Raw genomic sequence first — 23,080 nt, 5'->3', positions numbered from 1 at the left:
ACAGGGTCCTACGCCCCGCGAGCCCAGCCGGATCCGAAAGAAAGGCCCTAGTCGCGGGCGAGGCCGAAGCGGGCGCGCAGGCCGGTGCGTTCGTCGGTGGCGACGGCCGCGGCCCCCTGGGTGACGGTCTCGTAGACGGAGAGGATGTCGGCGCCGACGGTCGACCAGTCGAAGCGGCGCACGTGCTTGCTGCCGCGCTCGCGCAGCTCGGTGCGGCGCTCGGGGTCGGCGAGCAGGCGCAGGGCGGCGGCGGCCAGGTCGTCGGCGTTCTCGTTGGCGAAGAGCTCTCCGGCCGTGCCCTGGTCGAGGACCTGGGCGAAGGCGTCGAGGTCGGAGGCGAGCACGGGCGCGCCCGCCGACATGGCCTCGACGAGGATGATGCCGAAGCTCTCGCCGCCGGTGTTCGGGGCGACGTACACGTCGACGCTGCGCAGCAGTCGGGCCTTGTCCTCGTCGCTGACCATGCCGAGGAACTCGACGCGGGAGCGCATCTCGCGCGGGAGCGAGGCGACGGCCTCCTCCTCGTCGCCGCGGCCGGCGACCAGGAGACGGGTCTGCGGCCGCTCGGTGAGGATCCTGGGCAGCGCCTTCATGAGGACCGGCAGGCCCTTGCGGGGCTCGTCGATGCGCCCGATGAAGCCGATCGTGTCGCCCTGCCACTCGGCCTTCGGCTCGGCCCGGGCGAAGAAGTCGACGTCGACGCCGTTCGGGATGACGACCGCGTCGCCGCCGAGGTGCTCGACGAGGGTGCGGCGCGCGTACTCGGAGACGGCGATGCGCGCGCTGATCTTCTCCAGGGCGGGCTGCAGGATCGGGTAGGCGGCGATCATGGCACGCGAGCGGGGGTTCGACGTGTGGAACGTGGCGACGATCGGGCCCTGGGCGGCCCAGCAGGTGAGCAGACCGAGCGACGGGGACGTCGGTTCGTGGATGTGGATGACGTCGAAGGTGCCGTCGTGGAGCCAGCGCCGCACGCGTGCGGCGCTGAGGAAGCCGAAGTTCAGGCGGGCCACCGAGCCGTTGTAGGGCACGGGCACGGCGCGGCCCGCGGACACCACGTAGGGCGGCAGCGGGGTGTCGTCGTCGGCGGGGGCGAGAACGGAGACCTCGTGGCCGAGCGCGGTCAGGTGCTCCGCGAGGTCGCGGATGTGGAACTGGACGCCGCCCGGCACGTCCCAGGAGTACGGGCAGACGATTCCGATCTTCACGCCGGCCGCTCCTCGGGGTTCTTGGCGGGGTCCAGGTCCGAGAGCCACAGACGCTGCAGCATGTGCCAGTCCTCCGGATGGTCCGCGATCCCGGTGGCGAAGGCATCGGCCAGCGCCTGTGTCATCACAGACGTCTTTTCGGCGCGGGTACCTGTCTCGGGCACGTCGATCGGCGGATGGACCCGGCCCCTCATGATCGGCGAGCCGTCGTACCAGAGCGTCACGGGCAGCAGCAGGGCGCCGGTCTGCTGAGCGAGCAGGGCGGGCCCGGCGGGCATGCGCGTGGTCTCGCCGAAGAACTTCACCTCGACGCCGGCGGCGGACAGGTCGCGGTCGGCGACCAGGCAGACGAGGCCGCCGTCGCGCAGCCGCCGGGCGAGGGTGCCGAACGCGGCGCCGCCGGTGTGCGGGAGGACCTCCATGCCGAGGCCCTCGCGGTAGGCGACGAAGCGGTCGTAGAGGGTCTCGGGCTTGAGGCGCTCGGCGACCGTCGTGAACGGGGTCTCCAGCTTCGTGGTGACCCAGGCCCCGGCGAGGTCGTAGTTGCCCATGTGGGGCAGGGCGAGGATGACGCCCTTGTCGGAGGCGAGCCCGTCGGTCAGGTGGTGCACGTCCTGCGGGGTGAAGCCCTCGCGGATACGGTCCTTGCTCCAGGCGGGAAGCCGGAAGGACTCCATCCAGTAGCGCAGGTACGAGCGCATGCCCGCCCTGGAGAGCTGCCGAAGCCGCTGCGGCGTGGCGTCGGGCACCACGCGCGCGAGGTTCGACTCCAGGCGCAGCACGCCCTTGCCTCGCTTGCGCCAGACGGCGTCGGCGATGGTGCGGCCCAAGCGGTTCGCGACCGGCTCGGGCAGCTTCTTGACCGTGCCCCAGCCGAGCCCGTAGAGCGCGTCGGTGATCCGTTCCTGCACGCCGCTCACGAGGCGGTCTCCTCCTGGGCGGCGGCCGCGGCGTCGGCCTCGGCGGACTCGCGGCGAACGGTGACCACGCGCTGGATCAGCGTGACCAGGCTGCCGGCAGCGACGATCCACAGGGCGACGGGCAGCAGGTACTGGATGCCGGGCACACCGAACTTGTGCAGACCGGCGAAGCCGGCGGCGACGAGCGAGATGACGAGCCGCTCGGCGCGCTCCACCAGACCGTTGACCGCGACCGGCAGGCCGATCGATTCTCCACGGGCCTTCGTGTACGAGACGACCTGGCCGCTGGCGAGGCAGAAGATCGAGACGGCGCACAGCGCGTTGTCGTCGCCGCCGCCCGCGTACCAGAGCGCGAGGCCGCCGAAGATGGCGCTGTCGGCGACCCGGTCGAGCGTCGAGTCGAGGAAGGCGCCCCAGCGGCTGGAGCGGCCGAGCTGGCGCGCCATGTTGCCGTCCACGAGGTCCGAGAAGACGAACAGCGTGATGACGACCGTGCCCCAGAAGAACTCCCCGCGCGGGTAGAAGACCAGCGCGCCCGCCACCACCCCGGCGGTGCCGAGGAGCGTGACCGTGTCGGGACTGACCCCGCGACGGATGAGAAACGCGGCGAACGGTGTGAGGACACGCGTGAAGAATGCACGCGCGTACTTGTTCAGCATGGCCTTCCCGAGGGGTCGGTGGCCGTGCGGCCCCTCTGGCCACCGGCTGGCCCATCGTAGCCACGCACCCGCCGCCACGGCCGTCGGGCCACCACGCGCGCGTGGGATCCCGTACGACGTATGGACGCACGGTGACACGAGTGCAAAGCTCGAAGACACCGCGGGCGTCGCCGGAGCCGCCTCTCACACGCGGGTTCGCGTGTCCGCCTGCCGCACTTCCACAGGCCCCGACGGGGCCCCCACACCGTGGATGCGAACCGGGAGGCAAGGGACATGGCTGACAAGGCGAACACACATCCCGGGGCCGCCGGCAGGGCGGCTACGGCCGACCGGCCCTCGGACGTGCGCAATGTGGTGCTGGTCGGCCCCAGCGGCTCCGGCAAGACGACGCTGGTGGAGGCCCTCGCGCTCACGGCGGGGGCGGTCAACCGCGCGGGCCGCGTCGAGGACGGCACGTGCGTCTCGGACTACGACGACATCGAACGGCGCCGGCAGCGCTCGGTGCAGCTCTCGCTCGTCCCGGTCGACTGGGGCGGCTGCAAGATCAATCTTCTGGACACCCCCGGATACGCGGATTTCGTCGGGGAGCTGAGGGCCGGTCTGCGCGCTGCGGACGCGGCCCTCTTCGTCGTCTCGGCGGCGGACGGGGTGGACGGCGCCACGCGCGCGGTGTGGGAGGAGTGCGCGGCCGTCGGCATGCCGCGGGCCATCGTGGTGACGCACCTGGAGGCGGCGCGGGCCGACTTCGAGGAGACGACCCGGGTGTGCGCCGAGGCCTTCGGGGGCGACGACCCCGACGCCGTGCTGCCGCTGTATCTGCCGCTGCACGGCGAGCGCACCCCGGACGGCCACTCCCCCGTGACCGGCCTGATCGGGCTCCTGTCGCAGCGGATCCACGCCTACGCGTCGGGCGCGCTGGAGGAGTCGCCGCCGGACGCCGGCCAGGTGCCGGGCCTCCAGGAGGCGCGCGGCCGGCTCATCGAGGGGATCATCGCCGAGAGCGAGGACGAGACCCTCATGGACCGCTACCTGGGCGGCGAGGAGATCGACTTCAAGACGCTCGTCGACGACCTGGAGCGGGCCGTCGCGCGCGGCACCTTCCACCCCGTCCTCGCAGCGGCCCCCGCCCCGGAGGGCGCCCGCCAGGGCATCGGCACGGTCGAGCTCCTGGAGCTGGTCACGGGCGGCTTCCCGACCCCGCTGGAGCGCGAGGCCCCGACCGTGACCACGCCGGACGGCGCGCCCCGCACGATCCCGGTCTGCGACCCGGACGGCCCGCTGGTCGCCGAGGTCGTGAAGACGGCCTCGGACCCCTACGTGGGCCGTGTCTCGCTCGTACGGGTGTTCTCGGGCACCCTGCGCCCGGACGAGACGGTGCACGTGTCGGGGCACGGGCTCACCGACCGCGGGCACGAGGACCACGACGTGGACGAGCGGGTCGGCGCCCTGTCGGTCCCCTTCGGCAAGCAGCAGCGGCCGCTGTCGCACTGCATCGCCGGTGACCTGGCGTGCGTGGCGAAGCTGGGCCGGGCGGAGACCGGCGACACGATCTCGGCGAAGGACGACCCGCTGTTGATGGCGCCGTGGGAGATGCCGGACCCGCTGCTGCCGCTGGCGATCCAGGCGCACAGCAAGGCCGACGAGGACAAGCTGTCGCAGGGCCTGGCGCGGCTCGCGGCGGAGGACCCGACGATGCGGCTGGAGCAGAACCCGGACACCCACCAGGTGGTGCTGTGGTGTCTGGGCGAGGCGCACGCGGACGTCGCCCTGGAGCGGCTGTCGGCGCGGTACGGGGTGCAGGTCGACGTGGTCCCGCACAAGGTGTCGCTGCGCGAGACGTTCGCGGACCGGGCCGCGGGCCGGGGGCGGCACGTCAAGCAGTCCGGCGGGCACGGTCAGTACGCGATCTGCGAGATCGAGGTGGAGCCGCTGCCGAACGGTTCGGGCATCGAGTTCGTCGACAAGGTCGTCGGCGGCTCCGTCCCGCGCCAGTTCATCCCGTCGGTGGAGAAGGGTGTACGGGCCCAGGCGGCCAAGGGCGTCGCGGCCGGGTACCCGCTGATCGACGTACGGGTCACGCTGCTCGACGGCAAGGCGCACTCGGTGGACTCCTCGGACGCCGCGTTCCAGACGGCGGGCGCGCTGGCGCTGCGCGAGGCGGCGGCCGACGCCACGATCCATCTCCTCGAACCGGTGTCCGAGGTCCAGGTACTCGTCAGCGACGACTTCGTGGGCGCGGTGATGAGCGATCTGTCCGGGCGGCGCGGCCGCGTCGTCGGCACCGAGCAGGCGCCGGGCGGCCGGACCCTCGTACGGGCCGAGGTGCCGGAGATCGAGATCGGGCGCTACGCCGTCGATCTGCGCTCCCTGTCGCACGGCACGGCGCGGTTCAGCCGCAGCTACGCCCGGCACGAGCCGATGCCGGCCCACATCGGCGAGCGGATCAGGGAACAGGCCGCGGACACCGCGTAGTTGGGCCCGTCGTGCGGGGGCGTGCGCCCCCGTGCCCCCGGTGCGGCCACCGGCGTCCGGCTTGCCGGGACGGATGTCGGTGGCGGCCGTTACGCTGGTCGACGATCAATAGGATCAGGACGATCAACTGATCAACAGGTGTGCGGGGCAAGGAAGTCGGGAAGAGCCGCAGCAGCAGCGACGTGCGGTGATGGGGGCGGCAGTGGCGGACGACGCGTTCGATTTCAGGCCGGGGGCACAGGTCCCCCTGCAGGGTTCGGCGGGGCAGACCGCGGCGACGTTCGCCATCGCCTCGGCCGCGTACCGGGACGACCCGGCCGCGAAGATCGAGGACGCGAACAACGAGTGGCACAAGTCCGAGGTGAAGAAGGGCGCCTGGTCGCTGTTCGCGCCGAATCTGGGTGAGGCCTTCTCGCGCGCGGTCCAGGTCCGGATGCTCGGCGGCGGCCGCAAGCCGCTGATCCAGTCCTTCGGCACGGAGCCGCAGGTCGTGGTGGAGCACTGCCTCGCGGCGACCCGGATCCGCCGCCAGCGGGACGCGCTGCTGACCCTGATCACGGTGCTGTTCGGCCTCGTGTTCCTGCCCGGGTTCGTGCTGTGGCTGATCGCCTTCCAGCTCCGCCGTACGAGCAACAACAAGGTGGCGGCCGCCGAGAAGGCGACCAAGGACGCCTCGGCCGGGGCGGCGAAGACCGAGGCGCGGAACAAGGAGCGCAAGGTCCGCGGCACGGCGGCGCTGACGACGGCCCTGATGGCGGTCGTCGGGGTGGCCGTCGTCATCGTGCTGCTCAAGCTGCCGTTCGCCGGCGGCTGGGCCTGGTACCTGCGCGCCTCCTTCGTGGTGCCCGTCGTCGGCGGGCTGTGGGCGCGGCAGGTCTGCGAGCGCACGGCGAAGGACCTGCGCGAGCGGTGGGACGCGCTGCTGTCGGGCGGCGGCATCGGCGCGAAGATCCCCGAGGCGGTGCCGGGCAGCCCGGGTGAGACCGCGGCGGAGCAGCTGCGCCAGGGGCTGGCCCGCCTCTCGGCGGAGCAGCAGTCGAACGCGGTGTTCTACGCCGGCCCGAAGGGCATCCTCGGCATGGGCACGCGCTGGGGCAGCTGGCAGCTGGCGGAAGAGCTGGTCTCCGTCGACCCCGACAAGGAGATCCACCCGTTCCGCAGCTGGGACGTGGTCCGCGCGATCCACGACCAGCTGAAGCTCCTGGAGCGCAAGACGCTGCACACGGGCGGCTTCCCGCGCCCCTCGGTCGAGCACTGGATCGTGACCCCGATCGGCGAGAAGGCGGGCTCGGTCTCCCGCCCGACCGGCGCGGACGTGGACGCGTACCGGATCAAGCCGCACGAGATACAGCGGATCTGCAACGAGCAGCAGTTCGGCAGCGGTGACCGCCACTACCTGGGCGTCCAGTTCACGCTGTGGGACGGCCAGTTGGTCATCACCATGCTGATCACGGTGACGGTGCTGCACGAGACGCTGCGCATCGAGGTGACGGGCCACGCGCTGGGCCCGGTGAACTCGCTGTTCACGTCGAAGCCCGAGCCGAAGACCAAGGAGATCGCCAAGTCGGTGCGCTTCTGGGAGACGACCACGAAGACGCTGCCGCTGATCGACGCGGACGAGGTCGTGCGGATCGCGGTCCGTGCCCCGCTCACCTGGTACCCACCGCTGCTGGACTACCTGGGCGGCAAGCTGGCCCTGCCCGAGCCGTTCGGCCTGCGGCACGCCTGGGCCGACCAGCCGTGGCGGCACCGCTTCATGGCGGACGACGCGCTGCGCACGGCGACGCCGGTGCTGCGGGTCGTGCACGCGGCGGCCTTCAAGGTCCTCAAGGAGCACGGCGTCGACACGGAGAAGTTCGGGAACCGCTCGGGGGTGCTCAGCGGCCTGGTGCAGGACCCGTCGCCGCGGAAGGCCGACGTCTACGACGCGTAGCCCCGCGGCGCCGGATCCCCGGGCGTCGTACGAGGCGCGGTCAGGCGGTCGGCCAGGCCTTCGCCAGCGCCGTGCGCGTGTCCGCGAGGAGCTGCGGCAGCACCTTGGTGTGGCCGACGACCGGCATGAAGTTCGTGTCGCCGCCCCAGCGCGGGACGATGTGCTGGTGCAGGTGCGCGGCGATGCCGGCGCCGGCCACCGCGCCCTGGTTCATGCCGATGTTGAAGCCGTGCGCGCCGGACGCGGCACGCAGCGCGGTCATCGCCCGCTTGGTGAAGTCGGCGAGCTCGACGGTCTCGGCGTCGTCGAGGTCGGTGTAGTCGGCGACGTGCCGGTAGGGCAGCACCATCATGTGCCCGCCGTTGTACGGGTACAGGTTGAGGATCGCGAAGACGTGCTCGCCGCGCGCCACGATGAGGGCGTCCTCGTCGCTCTTGCCGGGAGCCGCGCAGAAGGGACAGCCGTCGTCGGCCCCGGGGCCCGTCGGTTTGCCCTCGCCCTGGATGTAGGCGATGCGGTGCGGGGTCCACAGACGCCCGAATCCGTCCGGCTCTCCCACAGGACCGATCTGCTGCTCCGGCTCACTCGTCATGCTGTGCAGCATATGGCGTGACCTCGGCGGGGCGTGTCGCCGGGGCCCGTCCCGGGCCCGTGCGCGCGATGCTGTGCGGATGACCGACAGTGCCCTCGCCCGTTGGGAGCGACGCACCGCGGGTGTCCTCGCCGCGGCGTCCCTGCTCTTCCTCGCCTCGTACGCGGTCCTGGTGCTCGGCCCCGGGCTGCCCGGGGCCGTGCGCGATCTGTGTCTGGCGGTGACCTGCGCGGCGTGGGCGCTGTTCGCCGCGGACTACGTCGTGCGGCGGCGGCTCAGCGGGCAGCGCTGGCCGCGCTTCGTGCGCACGCACTGGCTGGACACCCTGGTCCTGCTGCTGCCGCTGCTGCGCCCCGTCCGCATCGTGCAGGCCTACGAGCGGGTGAAGCGCCGGCACGGCCGCCCCCGGTTCGCGCTGCACGCGCGCGTGATGCTGTACGCGGGGGTGTCGACGCTGCTGCTCGGCTTCGCCGCGTCGCTCGCCGTCTACCAGCAGGAACGCGGGGCGCCGGGCGCCACGATCCAGACGTTCGGCGACTCGGTGTGGTGGGCGTGCACGACGGTGTCGAGCGTCGGCTACGGCGACATGGCGCCGGTGACGCCGGTGGGCCGGCTCGTCGCGGTGGGCCTGATGGGCTGCGGGCTCGCCCTGCTCGGCGCGGTCGTCGGATCGTTCTCGTCCTGGCTGCTCCAGGTGTTCGCGCGGGAGGACGAGAACGGCGAAAGGCCCCCGGGGAGCTCCCCGGGGGCCTTCGACGGCAAGGGCTGAGCGTCAGACCTGCGCGCGCTCCTCGACGACCTTCACGATCTTCGCGATGGCCTCGTCGACCGGGATGCCGTTCTCCTGCGAGCCGTCGCGGTAGCGGAAGGACACCGAGCCGGCGCTCATGTCCTCGTCGCCCGCGATGACCATGAACGGCACCTTGGCCTTCTGCTGGTTGCGGATCTTCTTCTGCATGCGGTCCGAGGACGAGTCGACCTCGACGCGCAGGCCCTGGGCGCGCGCCTTCTCGGCGAACTCCTCCAGGTACGGGACGTGCGCGTCGCCGATCGGGATGCCGACGGCCTGCACGGGCGCGAGCCACGCCGGGAAGGCGCCCGCGTAGTGCTCGAGCAGCACGCCGAAGAACCGCTCGATCGAGCCGAACAGGGCGCGGTGCAGCATGACGGGCTGCTGGCGGGAGCCGTCCGCGGCCGTGTACTCGAGGCCGAAGCGCTTGGGCTGGTTGAAGTCGACCTGGAGGGTCGACATCTGCCAGGACCGGCCGATCGCGTCCTTGACCTGGACGGAGATCTTCGGGCCGTAGTAGGCGGCGCCGCCCGGGTCGGCGACCAGCGGCAGGTTCTGCTTCTCGGCGGCCAGGCGCAGCGCCTCGGTGGCCTCGGCCCAGTCCTCGTCGGTGCCGATGAACTTGTCGGAGTCGTCGCGGGTGGACAGCTCCAGCTCGAACTCGGTCAGGCCGTAGTCGCGCAGCAGGTCGAGCACGAAGGTGAGGAGCTTGTCGAGCTCCTCCGGCATCTGCTCCTTGGTGCAGTAGATGTGCGAGTCGTCCTGCGTGAAGCCGCGCGAGCGGGTCAGGCCGTGCACGACGCCCGACTTCTCGTAGCGGTACACGGTGCCGAACTCGAACAGGCGCAGGGGCAGTTCACGGTAGGAACGGCCGCGCGACTTGAAGATCAGGTTGTGCATCGGGCAGTTCATCGCCTTGAGGCGGTAGTTCTGCTCGTCGAACTGGATGGGCGGGAACATGCCCTCCGCGTAGTGCGGCAGGTGGCCCGAGGTCTCGAAGAGGTGCTCCTTCGAGATGTGCGGGGTGTTCACGAACTCGTAGCCGGAGGCCTCGTGGCGGCGCCGCGAGTAGTCCTCCATGACCTTGCGGATGACGCCGCCCTTGGGGTGGAACACCGCGAGGCCCGGGCCGAGCTCCTCCGGGAAGGAGAACAGGTCGAGCTCGGCGCCCAGCTTGCGGTGGTCGCGCTTCTCCGCCTCGGCGAGGAACTCGAGGTAGCCCTTGAGCTCGTCCTTCGACGGCCACGCGGTGCCGTAGATGCGCTGGAGCTGCGGGTTCTTCTCGCTGCCGCGCCAGTAGGCGGCGGCCGAGCGCATCAGCTTGAACGCGGGGATGACGCGGGTGCTGGGCAGGTGGGGACCGCGGCAGAGGTCCTTCCAGCACAGCTCGCCGGTCTTGGCGTCGAGGTTGTCGTAGATGGTCAGCTCGCCGGAGCCCACCTCGGCGTCGGCGCCGTCGGCGGCCTGCGCCGCGTTGCCCTTGAGGCCGATGAGCTCGAGCTTGTACGGCTCGTCGGCGAGCTCGACACGGGCGTCCTCGTCGGTGGTGACACGACGGGAGAACTTCTGGCCCCGCTTCTGGATCTCCTGCATCTTCTTCTCGATGCGCTTGAGGTCCTCGGGGGTGAACGGCTCCTTGACGTCGAAGTCGTAGTAGAAGCCGTCCTTGATGGGCGGGCCGATGCCGAGCTTGGCCTCGGGGAAGATCTCCTGCACGGCCTGCGCCATCACGTGCGCGGTGGAGTGGCGCAGGATGTTCAGACCGTCCTCGGAGGTGATCTCGACGGGCTCGACCTCCTCGCCGTCCTGGACGGCGTACGCGAGGTCCTTGAGCTCTCCGGCCACCCGGGCCGCGACGATGCTGCGCTCACCGGCGAAGAGCTCGGCGGCCGTGGTACCCGTGGTCACCACGCGTTCTTCCCGCTCGGAATCGCGTTGGATGATCACACGGACGTCAGACACCGGTCTCTCCTACCTGAAGACGAAACGCCGCGCCATTACCTGTGACGCGCGCAAGGCCGATCGTACCGAGTCACCGGGACCGCTCGCGAAACGGTTGACCGTGCGGACCGGCGGGTGCCGCCCTAGCGTGGGCGCATGGCCCTGGAATGGAACGCGCTGCTCGCCGACCAGCTCGACTGGCACTGGCGCAACCAGCTGCGCCGGCGCCTGGCCGGGCTCACCGACGACGAGTACTTCTGGGAGCCCGTGGCGGACCCGGAGGCCGTGTGGAGCGTGCGCCCGCGCGGCAGCGGCACCGCCCCCGTGCGGGCGGGCTCGGGCGACTTCACGATCGACTTCGCGTATCCGGAGCCGGTCCCGGCGCCGGTGACGACGATCGCCTGGCGCCTCGGCCACATCCTGGTGGGCGTCCTGGGCACCCGCGTCGCCTCGCACTTCGGCGGGCCGCCGGTGGACTACCTGACGTACGGGTATCCCGGCACGGCCGCGGAGGCGCTCGACCGGCTCGACGCCTCCTACGCGCGCTGGATGTCGGGCGTGCGCAGCCTCGACGCGGGGGCCCTGGAGCAGCCGTGCGGTCCGGCCGAGGGACCGTTCGCCAAGGAGCCGATGGCGACGCTCGTCCTGCACATCCACCGCGAGATGATCCATCACGGCGCGGAGATCGCCCTGCTCAGGGACCTGTACGCGCACACGCCGCAGAGTTCCTAGGGTTCGTCCCCTCCGGCGCAGGCCTCCTCGAAGAAGTCGAGGTTCTCCTGGAGGGACTTCAGGAGCCGGTCCCGTTCGGCCTCGTCCACCTGTACGGGGACGACGCCGCTCGCGCCGGTGAGCCGCCGGAAGCCGCCCCTGCTCTCCAGACGTCCGTGCACCCGGATCGGCAGGCCGACCAGATGGGCGTGGCCCGCGATCCGGTACGCCTCCTCGTCGAGCGTCATCCGCAGGTGCGGCACGTCGGCCCCGGCGATGACGTGCAGGCGTACGGTGCCCTCGCCGCGGGTGCCGGTGCGGCGCATGCGGACGACGGTGCCGGTGACGCGGACGAAGACCGCGGGCTCGGCGTGCAGGTAGCGGGCGGAGGCGGCGCGCAGCACGTCGAGGTCGCCGGGTGAGAACTCGACGGGGTCGTCGCCGTCGGTGCACTCGGCGGGGACCCCGGCGGCGGGTGACCAGGCGACGCCGACCCGGGCCCCTTCGGTGCCGCGGACCAACGCGACGAGCGCCTCGGTGAGTTCATGGCTGACGCCGGCCTCGACGGCGCCGTCGAAGGCGTCCATGCCGCCGGTCGCGCGCCGGTAGTCGATGGCCTCGCGCACCGCGTACAGCGCCTGGTGCAGGCGGACGGCGAGGGTGCGGCCGGTGTCGACGGGGACGAAGGCGGTGAGCCGGCGGCCGCCGGGCGCGGACTGGACGAGGACGGGTTCGAGCGCCGCGGCGGCGGGCCTGCGGTACCGGGCGCCGTAGTACCCGGCGCGGCCGCGGGCGGCGAGCGCCCCGGCGAGGAGCATGCGGCGGGCGGCGGCGCGCAGATGTTCCTCGGCGGTCCAGGAGGGGGCGTCGGCGGCGGTGCGGGGCACGTCGCGCCACCAGCGGATCTCGTCGCTGGGCACGGCGAGGGCGACGAGGACCTCGCGGGCGGCGGGGGTGCCGCTGCGTTCGAGGGCGTCGAGCGCCTCGCCGAGCAGGTCCTCGCTGTCGGGGAAGGCGCGGCTCTCGGGGACGAGGAGGCTGGCGCCGGGTCCGGTGCCGGCCAGGGTCCAGCGGGCGTAGCGCCCGGCGGCGCCGCCGCGCCGCTGCCAGCCGTGCCGGTCGAGGAGGGCGCCGAGCACGGTGGGGTCGACGCGGCCCGGGTCGGGTCCGGCGAGTTCGGCGGGGTCGACGGGGTGGGCGCGGGCGACGCCGAGGAAGCGTACGGGTTCGTCGGTCGGGCGGTGCTGCATGTGGTGACTCCCTTCGGGGGCCCGCCGGCCGACCGCGCGGGTCGGTCAGGGGCGGCCGCCCCGGCCGACGCGCGTCATGATCTCGCAGAGCGCGCGGTCGTCGAAGATGCGTGCGGTCGGTACGCGCACGGTGGTCCTGCGCCGGCCGGTGACCGGGTGTCCGGCGAGGTTGGTCCAGTAGCAGCAGTGCCGCAGGTCGAGGGCGTCGTGGCCGGCCCGCAGCCAGTCGTCCTGGGAGCGCGGCACGAGCATCACCACGAGGATCTTGTGCACGGACACGGGCGTCCGGGCGAGTTTGACCAGGTGGGCGTTGTCGAGGGTGAAGGAGAAGGCGGGGCCGGGTGGGTGCGGCGGGATCTGGTACGTCGCTTTCAACTGCACCTTGATGGTGACCTCGTCGTCGACCGTGTGCCCGGGGGCGCTGTGGCTGACGTGCCAGTCGATGCCGTTGTCGGGAAAGGGCTGCGAGAGCGAGCATCCGGCGGCCGCCGCCACGGCGTGGAGATAGCCCACCTGCAAGGTCTCCATGCAGGCGGTGGTGGCGAGTGAGCCGCGCGGCGGTGCGTTCCGCTCGGGCAGCAGCCCGCCCTGTTCGGGCTGCGCGAGCGCCATGGTCCAACTGACCTTCCGGAAGTGGGGTGGTCCCGGGCGGGGACCGGGGATGTGCGGGCACGGGTCGACGGCACGCCGCTGAACTGCCATGACTCGTACCTGTGTTGTCACCGCTCGGCGTACGACGCAAACGGCCCGGGTATCACCGAAGCGGGCAGGGGGCGACGACGGACGGGACGTCATCTGCCGCGCGGGAACGAGGAGTTGCATCGACATGACGCACTGGTACGAGGGACCTCTCGCGGCGTTCGACACCGAGACGACGGGTGTGGACGTGGAGACCGATCGGATCGTGTCGGCCGCGCTCGTGGTGCAGGACGCGCCGGGAACGCGGCCGCGGGTGACGCGCTGGCTGGTGAACCCCGGGGTGCCGGTGCCGCCGGGCGCGACGGAGGTGCACGGTCTGACCGACGATCATCTGCGGCGCAACGGCCGCTGGCCGGCGCCGGTCATGGAGGAGGTGGGCCGGGAGCTGGCGGAGCAGGCCGCGGCGGGGCGGCCGCTGGTGGTGATGAACGCCCCGTTCGACCTGACGCTCCTGGACCGCGAGTTGCGCCGGCACCGGGCGTCGTCGCTGGCCCGCTACCTGGACTCGTCTCCGCTGTGCGTCCTGGACCCGCGGGTCCTGGACAAGCACCTGGACCGCTACCGCAAGGGCCGCCGCACGCTGACGGACCTGTGCGCGCACTACGAGGTGGAGCTGGCGGACGCCCATGACGCGGCGGCGGACGCGCTCGCGGCGCTCGACGTGGTCCGCGCGGTGGGCCGCCGCTTCGCGACGCGCCTGGACCGGCTGTCCCCCGCCGAGCTGCACACGCTGCAGGCGGTCTGGCACGCGGCGCAGGCCCGCGGCCTGCAGGCCTGGTTCGCCCGCAGCGGCACTCCGGAGCCCGTGGATCCGGCGTGGCCGCTGCGGCCGGAGCTCCCGGCCGCGGCCTGAGAGCGAGCACCCTGGACGGGCTCGGTCACGGGCTCACCGGAAGGTCACACCGCGCGCCCGGCCCTGGCGCCGGCGAGCGGGATCCGGCCGTGCCCGAGCGCCCGACGGTCCGGCCTCCACCGTGCGCACGGGCGCCGGAGCGTCGGACGGGGTTCACCAGGAGCCGCCGCCCCCGCCTCCGGCGCCTCCGCCGACGCCGCCCGAGGACGATCCGCCGCCCGAACCGCCGCCCGAACCGCCGCTCGAACCGCCGGAGGACGGCGGGTTCATGGCGGAGACGACGGCGGCGGCGAGCAGGATCTCGGTGAAGCCGATCGTGGAGCGCCGCCCCGCGGCGACCGGTACCGCGGCCGTGGTGGCGTCGACGGCGCTCTCCCACGCGGACGCGACGCCCAGGGAGACCGCCCAGGCCGTGTAGAGGTCCGTCCGGCGCTCGTCGAGCGGTTCGCCGGGGCAGGAGGCGGGGTCGGCCAGGTAGCGGCGGAAGGCCTCGACCTCCAGCCAGCGGGCGGAGCCGAGCGGGGTGCGCCGCTCCAGTTCCCAGAGTCTGACGAGGGCGGCGACGGAGGTGCCGGACAGGACCGCGGCGACGATCACCACGACGGTCCCGGCGGCGATCCGGCGTCCTTCGAGCGCGCCCCCGGTGACGGCGAGGGCGAGGCCGAGCACGCCGGCGATCAGACAGGCGGTCACGGCGCGGGGCGCGGCGCGGAAGGCACCGGTCTCCCAGAGCCCGCTGTCCTTGCGCCAGTTGCCCAGCTTCCAGGCGATGTCGTTCCACCCCTTCTTGAACCAGGGGTCCCGCGCACCGAGGGCCAGCGCGGTCCGGTCGGCGAACATCATGTCGAGGACGTCTCTGATCTCCCGGTTCGCGGGGAGCACGGGCTCCTCCGGCCGGCGCAGGACCGGATGCCGGTCGTCGCCCTCGATGATCAGGCGCCCCTCGGCTGCGGCGTTCAGCAGCCAGGCGACCTTGTGGCGGTCCTCGATCGTCTCGGTGTGCAGGACGCCGCCTTGCGCCGGCGTCAGATCCTGTGGCGGTGTGGACGAGGGCGCGACGGTGCCGGCCAGTCGTCCGATCTCGACGCGCCGCCCGCCGTCCGCCCCGAGCCGGTCGCGCCCGGCCCGGCGCAGCACGACGACGGTGAGCAGGGCGCAGCCGAGCGCGACGGCCAGGAAGATCCAGGCGTCGCGCAGTGGCTGAGGAAGGGTGGTGCCGACGGCCCGGCCCCCGGGTGCGGGCGGCAGCGCGGCTCTACGGTCGGTCTCGGCGTGCCCCGTGCCGGCGTAGAGGGTGAGTCCCTCGTGGCCGGTGAGCCGGTCGCGGCGAACGACGAGATGCCCGGGTCCGGCCTGCCGGACGGCGCACGGCCTGCCGTGGTCCCAAGTGCCGTACACACAGCGCGGCCGGGTCAGCCCGCGCGGGTCGACGACATGGATCTCCACGCGCGCCCGGTCGACCTGCCAGCCGGTGCCGACCGCGTCCCAGGCGAGCCTGCCCTTCTTGACCACCTCGGGAACGGTGTACGCGATCCGGTAGCGGTGCACGCCGCCGACGGTGCGGTCGGGGTCGCCGACCTTGAGCCGGTCCGCGAGGCTGCTGCGTCCGTTCGCCTCCCGGTACTCGTCGCCGTAGGTGGATTCGAAGGGCACCGGGTGCCCGTCCATGGTGGCCCGGACGTCGGACGCGTAGAAGTCGGCGTCGGGCACGTCACGGTAGATGCCGTGGGTCGTGCCGGAGTGGCCGAAGTCGTAGTCGATGACCTCGGTGACGCGGGCACTGCCGTCGGCGCGGATCTCGGCGCGGACCCACATCGCGGTGACCCGTTCCTTGTTGGCGACGATCTGCGCCACCGCGACGGCTCCGGCGAAAACCGCCAGGGTGATGCCGATCGCGATCCATCCGCGCAGTCTGCGTCTTCGTCCGCCCCTGCTCCCAGTCGCCAAGACGCCCCCCTCAGAACGTGTTTGACCATCAGAAAAGCCGGCCTGCGTAGTGCAGACCGGCCTTCTCCGGGTGGGCGATACTGGGTTCGAACCAGTGACCTCTTCGGTGTGAACGAAGCGCTCTCCCACTGAGCTAATCGCCCGGGAACGGGTTGAACCATACAGGTCGTCGTGGGGTGTGTTCAAACCGGTTGGAGCAGCGCGGCCAGTCCGCGCCGGCCGCCGCGCATCATCCAGGCGTGGTTGGCGCGGAAGACGGGCCGGGCGGGCAGCGCGAGCCGGCGCATCAGGGGGCGGCGGACCTCGACCTCCTGGTCGTAGTCGGCGCGGGTGCCGCCGCCCGGCGCGGGGCGCAGCGTCCAGCGGGCCCAGCCCTCCAAGTCGCCGCTCATGCCGATCTCCAGGACCCCGGCGGCCGGGTCCCGGCGCCGCTCGCGCGCGGTGACCATGAGCTCGTAGGGGAGGAAGGAGCGGAAGACGGCGGTGCCGCTGGTCTCGTCGAGCGGGGTGACGGAGCGGACCTGGGGCCACCAGCCGGGGTACTCCTCGGCTCTCTCCAGGACGGCGAAGACGGCGGCGGGGGGTGCGGGCAGGTTCCAGACGCAGTGGAAGCGGTAGTGGCTCCAGGCGTGGCGCGGCGGCATGGAGGGAGTCTGCCCGGGTCGGGACGTCTTGTCCCCCGACCTGACCGCAGGTCAGCGACGCGTCGCGGATCTTGTACGCGGTCAGATCATGCGCGCCGGGGGCCTCTTGGGATCACCGGAGTGCTCGCGCTTGTCGTACTTGCGCGGAAATGTGACGGCGTATTGGAAATGACCTGCCGGATTTCTGACGGATTCAGTAGAAGAATTCAGACAGCATCCTGAACTCGGTTCAAGAAGCGGACCGAGAAGATCGCCCGGAGCCCGCGCCGGTGATCGAAAACGCCGAAGGCCCCGGAGACTCGATGTCTCCGGGGCCTTCGGTCCGGGTGGGCGATACTGGGTTCGAACCAGTGACCTCTTCGGTGTGAACGAAGCGCTCTCCCACTGAGCTAATCGCCCGGGCGCAGGAAGAACATTACCCCATGTCAGCGGGTGCCTGGGACCACCCCGCGCGGCCCCCGGTCACTGCTTGATGTTCCACGGCATCTCGAGGCCGAACTTCCACACGTAGATCCCGCCGAGCACCACGATGATCACCAGCCCGATGGTCGTCAGGATGATGTTCCGCCTGCGCACCTTGGGGTCAAGGGCGCGCTGCGCGGCCTCTGTGACCTTGCGCTTCGTCCAGCGCAGGACCAGCTGCGCCCAGACGAACTCCGTCGCCCAGATCGCCATGCCGCCGAAGATCACGAGCCAGCCGGGTCCCGGCAGCGGCAGCATGATGATGCCCGCGACGACGACCGCGAGGCCGACGACGAAGACGCCGACCTGCCAGCTGAGGTGCAGGGCCCGGCGGGCCTGGACGAACTCCGGCGCCCGTGAGCCGAGAGGTTTCTCCTCGGCCTGGGACGCCTCTGTCTCGGCTCCGGCGGCTGCGTCGGCCGCCTCGTCACTCCCCGTATTCATGGTCCCAAACCTACCGGACCCGATCTCGTCACCGGAATGGCTGTTCCCGAACAAGAAAGACTCGGCCGTACGAGCTACGTAAAGGCTCCCAAAACACTCAGAGGGGTTTACAACGGCATCGTAGGTGGCATGTCGATTTCGCCGACGTGCGAATCCCCGAGCGCACACTGAGCGAAAGGCCCTGGCGCTTATGAACACCACGGTCAGCTGCGAGCTGCACCTGCGCCTCGTTGTGTCGAGCGAGTCCTCACTGCCTGTACCCGCAGGACTGCGGTATGACACGGCCGATCCGTATGCCGTGCACGCCACCTTCCACACCGGAGCCGAGGAAACGGTCGAATGGGTGTTCGCCCGCGACCTCCTCGCCGAAGGCCTCCACCGGCCGACCGGCACCGGAGACGTCCGAGTCTGGCCGTCCCGCAGCCACGGTCAGGGCGTCGTCTGCATCGCCCTGAGCTCTCCGGAGGGCGAGGCTCTGCTCGAGGCCCCGGCGCGGGCCCTCGAGTCCTTCCTCAAGCGGACGGACGCCGCCGTGCCACCCGGCACGGAGCACCGCCATTTCGATCTCGACCAGGAGCTGTCGCACATCCTCGCGGAGAACTGAACCACCGCGGAAGAGGGCCCACGCCGACCAGGACCAGACCGGCGTGAGCAGAGCGAGAGCGTGCCGTGGCGTCCGACTCGGGGAGACGCCGCGGAACCGGACGGGACCCGCAGGACAACCGCATACGGCATACATCGGCGCCGTCGCCGTGGATCTCCCACGGCGACGGCGCCGATGCGTTCCCTGGATCTCCCCGTGACCTTCAGGCGCTAGGCTCTGCCCGCATCGGCGGGCGCAGGCCCGACCTCCAGGCCAGGGAGCGAATCGTGCTGATCACCCACGACACCCGGTGCGCGCTCGACACCGTGGTCGCTCTGGTGAACACCGCACCGGACCGTGCACAGGACGGCGACACCGAGGGCGACTCCGGCAGCGCCACGACCCAGGACACCCTCGCGACCGTGCCCGCTCTGGCAGATTTCGTAGAAAAGTACGAAATCAGTGATGTGGGTGTGCTCTCCGAGGACGACCTGGCCGCGGTGCGTGCGGTGCGTGACCGGTTCGCGGAGGTGTTCGCGGCGCCGGATCCGCACAGCGCGGCGTCGTTGATCAACGAACTGGTGGCCGCGGCGGGCACCACGCCCCGGCTGACCGACCACGACGGCTACGACTGGCACGTGCACTACTTCGCGCCGGGCGCCTCGGTCGCCGACCACCTGGCGGCCGACTGCGGGATGGCCCTGGCGTTCTTCGTGGTCGCCGGGGAGCAGGAGCGGCTGCGGCGCTGTGAGGCGCCGGACTGCCGGCACGCGTTCGTGGACCTGTCGCGCAACCGCTCGCGCCGCTACTGCGACAGCCGTACGTGCGGGAACCGGCTGCACGTCGCCGCGTACCGGGCCCGCCGCAAGGAAGCCGCCGCGGGCTGAGCCGGGCCGGAGCGGGCGCCCGGGGTCACAGCAGCAGGAGATCGTGCAGCGCTGCCATCAGGAGCAGGCAGCCGATGACCCCGAGGAAGATCATCAGGGGCGGCTGGGAGAGCGCGAAGAGGCAGCCGCGCTGCGCTTCGGGGTTCCCGGGGGCGGGCGGCGGCAGGGCCGCCGGGCCCTTCTCTGCGGCCGGCTGGTCGTCCAGCCGTGGTGTGTCCAGCATCTCGCGGTGATGATGGCCCAGCCGGACCACCCCGTGAGGCCAACACGCCCGGATGCGGGGGCGGTTCGCCTGATCCCGTGAGCCGAGCGGCCCGCCCGCGCGAAAAGTCCAGCGGCTCTCGTACGCGCGTCCATGGGCGCGGGCCCAGGAGCGGCCCCAGACTCGGTCGTCCGGCGCGGCCCGAGCCGTGCCGGTGACGTCCATCGCGTACGAGGGAGTACCGCATGTCGACAGCACAGGACGGCCGGGACGGACGTGGGGCGGCGGGCGGATCGCCGTCCCGCAGACGGGTGTTGGGGGCGGGGGCCGGGGTGGCCGCGGGCCTCTTGGCGGGTGGGGTCGCGCAGCCGGCGGCGGCCGCGTCCGGCGGGTGGCGCACGGTCCCGCACCGCGGTCTGCGGCCCGACGATCCGGACGGGCGGGGCCCGTTGGCCAATCCGCGGCGCGGGTTCCGCTACGAGATGTCGTACAACGCCGTCGACCTGACGAGCCCCTGGGACAACGAGGCCGACCACTCCCCCGACGTCACGAAGACCCTGGAGACGCTGGAGCGCGAGTACGGTCCGGGGGCGAACCTGACCCAGCTGTACTTCTACCTCTGGGACTTCGCGACGCGGGAGATACCCCGGAGCGCGCTCGACAACATCGAGAGCGTGCTGCGCGGACTGCGCGCCAAGGGCTACGCGGCGGTGCTCCGCTTCGCGTACGACGACGGGGTGCGGGCGGGCCAGAAGTACACGGTGCAGGACATCCAGCGGCACATCGGGCAGCTGGCGCCGATCGTCGCGCGCAACAGCGATGTCGTGGCGGTGTGGCAGGCGGGGTTCCTGGGCGCCTGGGGCGAGTGGCACGGCAGTTACTACCAGCACGAGAACTATCCGGACGCGGTCACGGCGATCATGACCTCGCTGGTGGCGGCGCTGCCGTCGGGGATGCACACACAGGTCCGGTACGCCGAGAAGCGGGACATGATCACCAACCGGGCGATCCTGGACCGGGTCGGGTTCCACAACGACTACATCACCCTCGGCGAGGGGCTGTGGGACTACTACGTGCCGGACAACCCGGGCTGGCCCCGCTATCTGGAGGTCGGACCCACGCACGCGATGGACGGCGAGATGCCCTGGGACAAGGGGCAGAGCGCCGACCCGTACGCGTGGAGCACCGTGATCCCGGGCCTCGCCGCGGCGCGCCGGCTGCAGACGCTGCGCTGGGACAGCCTGTCGATCGTGCACAACGCGACGGTGACGGTGCCCGGCTGGAAGGCGGCCGCGCTGACGGAGGACCAGGTGCGGGACGCGCTGCTCCCGGTGTCGGACGGGTACTTCCGGGACCGCGACGGGCGCGCGGTGTCCCGTACGCAGTTCGAGTACCTGCGCGACCACCTCGGCTATCGGATCGAGGTGCGCCGGGCACGGACCTCGGTGCGCTCGGGCCGGCTGGAGGTGGAGGTGGATCTGGTGAACCGCGGGTTCGCGGCGCCGAAGGAGCCGCGCCCGGTGCGGCTCGTGCTGCTGGACGACGCGGGGCGGGTGGTGACGGAGACGGACAGCGGCGCGGACTGGCGCGGCTGGCAGCCACAGGGCCGCTCCGAGACGGACGACGACCACACGGGTCCGGCGACGTACACGGTGCGCGGTTCGCTGCCGCTGGGCCGCGGGGCGACGCGGCTGGGGCTGGCGCTGCCCGATCCGCGCTTCCCGGGACGGGGCCGGGCGGTGCGCTGCGCGAACGCGAGCGTGCGCTGGGTGAACGGGGTGAACGTGCTCGCGTCGCTCTGAGCCCGCCCCTCGCGCGGCAGGGGGTGAAGCACGGCGTCCGGCGGGGCCCTGTCGTCAGATGCCGTGCTTCTTCAGGATGGCCTCGATGTCGCTGAAGTCCTCGCCCCCGGCGGCCGCGCCCTTCTTCGGCTGCTGCGGGGCGGCGGTCTGTGCGGGCCGGGCGGTCCCGCCGAGCGAGGGCGCGGATGCTGCGGGGGCGACGGCCTCGCGCCGTGCGGCCTCGGCGGCCTTGCGCTCCTTGCGGGTGCCGCCGGAGCGGCGCTCGATCGCGCGGGTGGTCATGAACAGCAGCCAGGCGCCGCCGAGCACGCCGAAACCGGCCCAGGCGGTCGGGCTGAAGGCGGTGTCCACGACCCATTCCACGGCGCCGGTCATCACCAGGCCCAGCGGGACCAGGGAGTAGGCGGCGAGCCGGGCGGCGGAGAGGAACCGCTTCCGGTACGCGGTGACCGCGGCGATGCCCAGGCCCGCCACGGCGACGGCGGAGCAGACGGTCTCGGCAATCATCCGGTCCTCCTGGGCTCGGGCGTGCTGGACGGCACCGGGGCGGTTTCGTCCCTTCCATCCTGCACCGCCGAGGCCCGTTCGGGCCACGGTGCGAGGCGACCTCGGGCAGATCTCCGGGTCATCTCGGGGTCGGGTCTCCTCCGCAGGTCCAGGTTGGGCGCGCGCGAGCACTCCTGGAAGACTGGCCGCATGAACGCCCCGAACCCCATCCTCGACGTGTGGTGCGAGCTCCAGTGCCCCGACTGCCGCACCGCCCTCGCCGACGTGCAGGCCCTGCGCGAGCGCTACGGCGACCGGCTCGACCTGCGCTTCCGGCACTTCCCGCTGGAGAAGCACAAGCACTCCTTCGCCGGCGCGCAGGCCGTCGAGGAGGCCTTCGAGCAGGGCAAGGGGTGGCCGTACGTGGAGGCGGTGCTCGGCCGGGTCGAGGAGTTCGACCGCCGGGGCGAGCCGTTCCTCGTCGAGGTGGCGGGTGAACTGGGCCTGGACGCCGAGGAGTTCGACACCGCCCTGATCGACGGCCGGCACATCCTGATCGTCGACGCCGACCAGGCCGAGGGCAAGGCCATCGGGGTGTCAGGCACGCCGACCTACGTCATCGGCGGCGAGCGCCTCGACGGCGGCCAGAGCCAGGACGGGCTGCGGGCCCGGATCGAGGAGATCGCGGACCGGCTCCTGGCCGAGCGGGACTGACCCTCAGGCGAGCGGTTTGTACAGGTGGTACGCGGTCGCGCGGTAGCCGAGCGACTCGTACAGGCGCAGTGCCGGGGTGTTGCCCGCGAAGACGTTGAGTCCGATGCGGGCGGCTCCTTCGGCCAGCGCCTGGCCCTCGGCGAGGAGCATCAGGGACCGGCCGTGGCCCTCGCCGCGCCGGTCGGCCGCCACCTCGACGTCGTAGACGAAGCAGTCGCCGTCGCGCCGGGCCACCCACAGGGTGCCGACGCGCTCCCCGTCGCGTTCCAGGACGGAGATCCGCACGCCGGGGGTGGCGGGGCCGTCGGGCAGGTTGAGGGCGTGGTCGCGCTCGGACTTGCGGTGGGCCTCGTCGGCCGGGACGCCGCGCTCGATCCAGGTCTGCGCGTAGTCCTCCATGGAGTGGGCGAGCCAGGGCTCGTACTCCGCGTCGGTCATCGGCCGTCCCGTGGTGCCCGCCGGGAGCGCGGGCGGGCTCGCGGGCAGCTCCTTGTCCATGCCGCGGTTGCGCTCGACGTATCCGAGGGCGGTCGCGAGACGGAGCAGGCCGGCCTCCTCGGCGGGGACGGAGGCCTCCAGGCGTACGCAGCCCCAGCCGCGCGCGACCTCCTCCGCGGCGAGCGCCGCGACGGTGCCGCGGCCGCGCCCCCGGTCCGGCTCGTCGATGCGCAGGTCGGTGATCTGCGCGACCGTCGGGCCGAAGACGGGGTGCGTGGCGAGGCGGAGCGTGCCGACGGGACGGCTGTTCACACACACCGCGTAGCCGCGTGAGCGCTGTCCGTCGTCGGACTGCTGGAGCGGCTCGGTCGGCCGCAGGGTCGTCGTCATCACGGGTGTTCTACCCGCATGCGGACGGGGAGCGACAGCGGTTTTTCCGGTTG

General features: G+C 72.2%; 22 protein-coding genes and 2 tRNA genes. 9 read left to right on the top strand and 15 right to left on the bottom strand.

Annotation, left to right across the window (positions count from 1 at the left end; all coding sequences use genetic code 11):
- Positions 1-47 precede the first annotated feature (47 nt).
- The 3 genes from IAG42_RS29510 to pgsA are packed head-to-tail and all read right to left on the bottom strand — an operon-like array spanning position 48 to position 2,787.
- Complete coding sequence (locus IAG42_RS29510) at positions 48-1,208, bottom strand: glycosyltransferase family 4 protein (RefSeq protein ID WP_188339996.1); 1,161 nt, start codon at positions 1,206-1,208, stop codon at positions 48-50.
- Positions 1,205-2,128 carry a phosphatidylinositol mannoside acyltransferase gene (locus tag IAG42_RS29505; protein ID WP_188339995.1) on the bottom strand — a complete coding sequence of 308 codons (924 nt, stop codon included), beginning with the start codon at positions 2,126-2,128 and terminating at the stop codon, positions 1,205-1,207. The genes IAG42_RS29510 and IAG42_RS29505 overlap by 4 nt, the downstream gene beginning before the upstream one ends.
- Positions 2,125-2,787 carry a phosphatidylinositol phosphate synthase gene (pgsA, locus tag IAG42_RS29500; protein ID WP_188339994.1) on the bottom strand — a complete coding sequence of 221 codons (663 nt, stop codon included), beginning with the start codon at positions 2,785-2,787 and terminating at the stop codon, positions 2,125-2,127. Before pgsA ends, IAG42_RS29505 begins: the two co-directional genes overlap by 4 nt.
- 273 nt (positions 2,788-3,060) lie before the next feature.
- Here pgsA and IAG42_RS29495 point away from each other — a divergent pair, with 273 nt between their 5' ends.
- Together IAG42_RS29495 and IAG42_RS29490 are read left to right on the top strand one after the other, a co-directional pair.
- Complete coding sequence (locus IAG42_RS29495; RefSeq protein ID WP_188339993.1) at positions 3,061-5,259, top strand: elongation factor G-like protein EF-G2; 2,199 nt, start codon at positions 3,061-3,063, stop codon at positions 5,257-5,259.
- Between the two features lie 190 nt (positions 5,260-5,449).
- Complete coding sequence (locus IAG42_RS29490) at positions 5,450-7,192, top strand: hypothetical protein (protein WP_188339992.1); 1,743 nt, start codon at positions 5,450-5,452, stop codon at positions 7,190-7,192.
- Positions 7,193-7,232: 40 nt separating this feature from the next.
- Here IAG42_RS29490 and IAG42_RS29485 read toward each other — a convergent pair whose 3' ends face one another.
- On the bottom strand, positions 7,233-7,796 hold the full coding sequence (locus tag IAG42_RS29485) for an HIT family protein (RefSeq protein WP_188339991.1): 564 nt from the start codon (positions 7,794-7,796) through the stop codon (positions 7,233-7,235).
- A 67-nt stretch (positions 7,797-7,863) separates the two neighbouring features.
- On the opposite strand from IAG42_RS29485, the gene IAG42_RS29480 reads away from it, so the two are divergent.
- Positions 7,864-8,553, top strand: coding sequence for a potassium channel family protein (locus IAG42_RS29480; RefSeq protein WP_188339990.1), 690 nt, complete (start codon positions 7,864-7,866; stop codon positions 8,551-8,553).
- 3 nt (positions 8,554-8,556) lie between these two features.
- Here the strand turns inward: IAG42_RS29480 and thrS are convergent, their stop codons facing one another.
- Positions 8,557-10,536: a threonine--tRNA ligase gene (gene thrS / locus IAG42_RS29475; protein ID WP_188339989.1), complete on the bottom strand. Its 1,980-nt coding sequence runs from the start codon at positions 10,534-10,536 to the stop codon at positions 8,557-8,559.
- Between the two features lie 135 nt (positions 10,537-10,671).
- On the opposite strand from thrS, the gene IAG42_RS29470 reads away from it, so the two are divergent.
- On the top strand, positions 10,672-11,247 hold the full coding sequence (locus IAG42_RS29470; protein WP_188339988.1) for a DinB family protein: 576 nt from the start codon (positions 10,672-10,674) through the stop codon (positions 11,245-11,247).
- On the opposite strand, the gene IAG42_RS29465 is transcribed toward IAG42_RS29470, so the two are convergent.
- Complete coding sequence (locus tag IAG42_RS29465; RefSeq protein WP_188339987.1) at positions 11,244-12,476, bottom strand: hypothetical protein; 1,233 nt, start codon at positions 12,474-12,476, stop codon at positions 11,244-11,246. The two genes, IAG42_RS29470 and IAG42_RS29465, sit on opposite strands and share 4 nt — an antisense overlap.
- A gap of 45 nt (positions 12,477-12,521) precedes the next feature.
- A complete protein-coding gene (locus IAG42_RS29460; protein ID WP_188339986.1) occupies positions 12,522-13,088 on the bottom strand; it encodes a DUF4365 domain-containing protein in 567 nt (188 codons plus the stop codon).
- 214 nt (positions 13,089-13,302) lie between these two features.
- Between IAG42_RS29460 and IAG42_RS29455 the strand changes: the two genes are divergently transcribed.
- On the top strand, positions 13,303-14,028 hold the full coding sequence (locus tag IAG42_RS29455) for a 3'-5' exonuclease (RefSeq protein WP_188339985.1): 726 nt from the start codon (positions 13,303-13,305) through the stop codon (positions 14,026-14,028).
- 153 nt (positions 14,029-14,181) lie between these two features.
- On the opposite strand, the gene IAG42_RS29450 is transcribed toward IAG42_RS29455, so the two are convergent.
- The 5 genes from IAG42_RS29450 to IAG42_RS29430 all read right to left on the bottom strand — a co-directional run bounded on the left by IAG42_RS29450 (position 14,182) and on the right by IAG42_RS29430 (position 17,525).
- Positions 14,182-15,975, bottom strand: a complete 1,794-nt coding sequence (locus IAG42_RS29450; protein WP_188339984.1) for a DUF2207 domain-containing protein — start codon at positions 15,973-15,975, stop codon at positions 14,182-14,184.
- Between the two features lie 71 nt (positions 15,976-16,046).
- Positions 16,047-16,118, bottom strand: a tRNA-Val gene (locus IAG42_RS29445).
- A 39-nt stretch (positions 16,119-16,157) separates the two neighbouring features.
- Positions 16,158-16,619: an SRPBCC family protein gene (locus tag IAG42_RS29440; RefSeq protein WP_188339983.1), complete on the bottom strand. Its 462-nt coding sequence runs from the start codon at positions 16,617-16,619 to the stop codon at positions 16,158-16,160.
- A 327-nt stretch (positions 16,620-16,946) separates the two neighbouring features.
- Positions 16,947-17,018, bottom strand: a tRNA-Val gene (locus tag IAG42_RS29435).
- A 63-nt stretch (positions 17,019-17,081) separates the two neighbouring features.
- Positions 17,082-17,525: a TIGR02611 family protein gene (locus tag IAG42_RS29430; protein WP_188339982.1), complete on the bottom strand. Its 444-nt coding sequence runs from the start codon at positions 17,523-17,525 to the stop codon at positions 17,082-17,084.
- 190 nt (positions 17,526-17,715) lie between these two features.
- Here IAG42_RS29430 and IAG42_RS29425 point away from each other — a divergent pair, with 190 nt between their 5' ends.
- Both IAG42_RS29425 and IAG42_RS29420 read left to right on the top strand, forming a co-directional pair.
- On the top strand, positions 17,716-18,129 hold the full coding sequence (locus tag IAG42_RS29425; RefSeq protein ID WP_010351314.1) for an SsgA family sporulation/cell division regulator: 414 nt from the start codon (positions 17,716-17,718) through the stop codon (positions 18,127-18,129).
- A 266-nt stretch (positions 18,130-18,395) separates the two neighbouring features.
- Positions 18,396-18,995, top strand: coding sequence for a CGNR zinc finger domain-containing protein (locus tag IAG42_RS29420; RefSeq protein WP_188339981.1), 600 nt, complete (start codon positions 18,396-18,398; stop codon positions 18,993-18,995).
- A gap of 25 nt (positions 18,996-19,020) precedes the next feature.
- Here IAG42_RS29420 and IAG42_RS29415 read toward each other — a convergent pair whose 3' ends face one another.
- Complete coding sequence (locus IAG42_RS29415; RefSeq protein WP_188341800.1) at positions 19,021-19,218, bottom strand: hypothetical protein; 198 nt, start codon at positions 19,216-19,218, stop codon at positions 19,021-19,023.
- 224 nt (positions 19,219-19,442) lie between these two features.
- On the opposite strand from IAG42_RS29415, the gene IAG42_RS29410 reads away from it, so the two are divergent.
- A complete protein-coding gene (locus IAG42_RS29410) occupies positions 19,443-20,999 on the top strand; it encodes a DUF4874 domain-containing protein (protein WP_188339980.1) in 1,557 nt (518 codons plus the stop codon).
- Positions 21,000-21,053: 54 nt separating this feature from the next.
- On the opposite strand, the gene IAG42_RS29405 is transcribed toward IAG42_RS29410, so the two are convergent.
- A complete protein-coding gene (locus tag IAG42_RS29405; RefSeq protein ID WP_188339979.1) occupies positions 21,054-21,506 on the bottom strand; it encodes a hypothetical protein in 453 nt (150 codons plus the stop codon).
- A 189-nt stretch (positions 21,507-21,695) separates the two neighbouring features.
- Here IAG42_RS29405 and IAG42_RS29400 point away from each other — a divergent pair, with 189 nt between their 5' ends.
- Positions 21,696-22,199: a DsbA family protein gene (locus IAG42_RS29400; protein ID WP_394811255.1), complete on the top strand. Its 504-nt coding sequence runs from the start codon at positions 21,696-21,698 to the stop codon at positions 22,197-22,199.
- Between the two features lie 3 nt (positions 22,200-22,202).
- On the opposite strand, the gene IAG42_RS29395 is transcribed toward IAG42_RS29400, so the two are convergent.
- Complete coding sequence (locus tag IAG42_RS29395; protein WP_188339978.1) at positions 22,203-23,027, bottom strand: GNAT family N-acetyltransferase; 825 nt, start codon at positions 23,025-23,027, stop codon at positions 22,203-22,205.
- Positions 23,028-23,080 lie beyond the last annotated feature (53 nt).

This window comes from Streptomyces xanthii (genome assembly GCF_014621695.1).
GTDB classification, from domain to species: Bacteria; Actinomycetota; Actinomycetes; order Streptomycetales; family Streptomycetaceae; genus Streptomyces; species Streptomyces xanthii.
The sequence above is the reverse complement of the archived record's forward strand: the minus strand, read 5'-3'. Positions and strand labels throughout refer to the sequence as shown.

Excerpts from the sequence above, each read along its gene's own strand:
- IAG42_RS29400 (WP_394811255.1), top strand. The coding sequence starts at position 21,696 with ATGAACGCCCCGAACCCCATCCTCGACGTGTGGTGCGAGCTCCAGTGC.
- IAG42_RS29430 (WP_188339982.1), bottom strand. The coding sequence starts at position 17,525 with ATGAATACGGGGAGTGACGAGGCGGCCGACGCAGCCGCCGGAGCCGAG.
- IAG42_RS29480 (WP_188339990.1), top strand. The coding sequence starts at position 7,864 with ATGACCGACAGTGCCCTCGCCCGTTGGGAGCGACGCACCGCGGGTGTC.
- IAG42_RS29410 (WP_188339980.1), top strand. The coding sequence starts at position 19,443 with ATGTCGACAGCACAGGACGGCCGGGACGGACGTGGGGCGGCGGGCGGA.
- IAG42_RS29425 (WP_010351314.1), top strand. The coding sequence starts at position 17,716 with ATGAACACCACGGTCAGCTGCGAGCTGCACCTGCGCCTCGTTGTGTCG.
- IAG42_RS29440 (WP_188339983.1), bottom strand. The coding sequence starts at position 16,619 with ATGCCGCCGCGCCACGCCTGGAGCCACTACCGCTTCCACTGCGTCTGG.
- IAG42_RS29455 (WP_188339985.1), top strand. The coding sequence starts at position 13,303 with ATGACGCACTGGTACGAGGGACCTCTCGCGGCGTTCGACACCGAGACG.
- IAG42_RS29460 (WP_188339986.1), bottom strand. The coding sequence starts at position 13,088 with ATGGCGCTCGCGCAGCCCGAACAGGGCGGGCTGCTGCCCGAGCGGAAC.
- IAG42_RS29490 (WP_188339992.1), top strand. The coding sequence starts at position 5,450 with ATGGGGGCGGCAGTGGCGGACGACGCGTTCGATTTCAGGCCGGGGGCA.
- IAG42_RS29495 (WP_188339993.1), top strand. The coding sequence starts at position 3,061 with ATGGCTGACAAGGCGAACACACATCCCGGGGCCGCCGGCAGGGCGGCT.
- IAG42_RS29485 (WP_188339991.1), bottom strand. The coding sequence starts at position 7,796 with ATGCTGCACAGCATGACGAGTGAGCCGGAGCAGCAGATCGGTCCTGTG.
- IAG42_RS29395 (WP_188339978.1), bottom strand. The coding sequence starts at position 23,027 with ATGACGACGACCCTGCGGCCGACCGAGCCGCTCCAGCAGTCCGACGAC.
- IAG42_RS29415 (WP_188341800.1), bottom strand. The coding sequence starts at position 19,218 with ATGCTGGACACACCACGGCTGGACGACCAGCCGGCCGCAGAGAAGGGC.
- IAG42_RS29470 (WP_188339988.1), top strand. The coding sequence starts at position 10,672 with ATGGCCCTGGAATGGAACGCGCTGCTCGCCGACCAGCTCGACTGGCAC.
- IAG42_RS29405 (WP_188339979.1), bottom strand. The coding sequence starts at position 21,506 with ATGATTGCCGAGACCGTCTGCTCCGCCGTCGCCGTGGCGGGCCTGGGC.
- IAG42_RS29465 (WP_188339987.1), bottom strand. The coding sequence starts at position 12,476 with ATGCAGCACCGCCCGACCGACGAACCCGTACGCTTCCTCGGCGTCGCC.
- pgsA (WP_188339994.1), bottom strand. The coding sequence starts at position 2,787 with ATGCTGAACAAGTACGCGCGTGCATTCTTCACGCGTGTCCTCACACCG.